The organism is Cloacibacillus sp., from assembly GCA_036655895.1.
GTDB lineage: Bacteria > Synergistota > Synergistia > Synergistales > Synergistaceae > JAVVPF01.
Window position 1 is genome coordinate 1 of record JAVVPF010000122.1, and the last position, 1402, is coordinate 1402.

At 49.9% G+C, this 1402-nt stretch carries 2 protein-coding genes; both read right to left on the reverse strand.

Annotation, left to right across the window (positions count from 1 at the left end; all coding sequences use genetic code 11):
• A partial coding sequence (locus RRY12_13245; protein ID MEG2185640.1) for a GLUG motif-containing protein occupies window positions 1-869 on the reverse strand: 869 nt, incomplete at its 3' end.
• Between the two features lie 324 nt (window positions 870-1193).
• On the reverse strand, window positions 1194-1352 hold the full coding sequence (locus RRY12_13250) for a hypothetical protein (GenBank protein MEG2185641.1): 159 nt from the start codon (window positions 1350-1352) through the stop codon (window positions 1194-1196).
• Window positions 1353-1402 lie beyond the last annotated feature (50 nt).

Below are 1402 nucleotides of genomic sequence, written 5' to 3' on the forward strand. Positions count from 1 at the left end.
ACTCCGCCGACGTCGTTTGCGCCTTCTTTTCCTGCAACCTTGCTTCCGGCAAACACGCAGTTGACCATATAGTAATTGTTACACGCCCCGACTATGCCGCCGACAGTGTTCCCGACACTTACTACGCTTCCTGAAACAAAGGTGCAGTTTGCCACTATCGCATAGTTTGCAACTCCGGCTACGCCTCCAATTCCAGTGGCGTTAGTGTTTGTGTTTTTGATATCGGCGCTTACGATGCAGTTTGCAAGAAGCGGGCTCTTCTCTAATGTCGGGAACGGATCTGCTTGACCACAGCTTCCCGCTATCCCTCCCGCAAGTCCTCCGTTGAAGAGGATGCCTTCTCTGGCGACGACGGTGACAGTCCCGCCAAAATAGGCGCAGTTCATGACGCGGCTACTCACGTTATTTCCTACAATACCTCCGACCCACGCATGTCCGGTCACGTCGCCTTTAAAGATACAGTTGTTTATTGAAGATGATTCAGCCGCGCCGGCGATGCCACCAACGGCCATAGCTCCTTCAGAAGCACCGATGACTGTGAGATTTTCCACGCTGGCCTGGTACAAACCTCCAAAGAACCCCTGATAGTTTCCGTTCGGGTCCTGTACCTTAAGTCCCGACACCGTATGGCCGGAGCCGTCAAAGGTTGCGTTGTAGAATTTGTCGTTCTCTGGGTCGTTTCCTATAGGGGTCCACTTTTCGCCGCCAAGATCGATGTCCGCGGTGAGGCGTGCGTTTAAGTCAGTTTCTCCATTGTTTACGCGGTCTCTGAATTTGACAAGCTCTTCCTTTGTGCCGATAAGCTCATATTGGGCGGCGTCGGCCGCAAAGGCGGACGGAAGGAACGCGAACTGCGCGCAAAGAAGCATAAGCGCGGATAATAAAGTTAATGGACGTTTATAACAGAATAGCTTATTTATAAACGTCTTGAAAATGGCGGGCCGGGGATTACCGGTAGAACACATGACATGTTGCCTCCTCTAAGAAAATACTTATTTCATGGAGCTGGAATAGATACAGGTTTTATTATAGCACCGGATTTAAAATAGGGGCCTACCCGCAGTATCTTCTTTCATATTTTATTCTCAAAAAAACTACAAAACCGCCTCCAGTTGGGCGTACCCAGCGGGAGGCGGTTCTGTAGGGAAAGAGGCGTCAGCGCCTTTTATGAGGTGAATATTTAGGGAATATGCTTATGCCGTCTTTACGGCTTTATGAACGTCATGCGCCGGTGTTTGCGCCGCCGCTCCAAACCAGATGTCTTTGAGCAGCATTACAAGGGCGAAAACGAAGCTTCCAGCGGCCGTAACGGCTGTAAGCGCTGTCATCAAAAATTCTCCGAATCCCATCATGTTCACAACCTCCTTTAAATGTCTAAATTAAAACTTTCAGAACGGCCGTT